Genomic DNA, 543 nt, shown 5'->3' on the forward strand with positions numbered 1-543 from the left:
GGATGGCGCGCACATCAAGCGCCGGGTGGATGAATTGTTGGATCAGGTGGGTCTGGGTTCCGGAGCCGGTCAAAAATACCCGCACGAGTTTTCGGGTGGTCAGCGGCAGCGTATATCGATCGCCCGCGCTTTGGCGACACAACCCCGGTTCCTGATCTGCGATGAGCCCACAAGCGCGCTCGACGTTTCAATCCAGGCGCAGATTTTGAACATCCTGAAAGACCTGCAAGAGCATCTGGGCCTGACCATGCTGTTCATCAGCCACGACCTACCTGTGGTGCGCCAGATGTGTGACCGAGTTGCGGTCATGAAACAGGGACAAATCGTCGAGGTTCAGGACACCAGCGATCTGTTTGCCAGTCCGAAAACCGAATACGCGCAAGAACTGTTACGGTTGATGCCGAAACTCGATGACCTGTCGACTGACGGGCTTGGGGTCGAAGCAGGATAGGGCCGCGACACCCGTTGCAGGCGCTCCGTGACTAGAGGCCTTGTTCGAATGCCCGGAACTCGGCAGCGATAGCCGCAGCTGCGATCGCCAGC

1 protein-coding gene is annotated in these 543 nt (G+C 58.6%); it reads left to right on the forward strand.

Going from position 1 to position 543, the window contains the following annotated elements:
• On the forward strand, positions 1-451 hold a 451-nt coding region (locus ACR0EL_RS22710; protein ID WP_480502385.1), incomplete at its 5' end, for an ATP-binding cassette domain-containing protein.
• Positions 452-543: the final 92 nt, after the last annotated feature.

This window comes from Ruegeria sp. AH12, assembly GCF_056541465.1.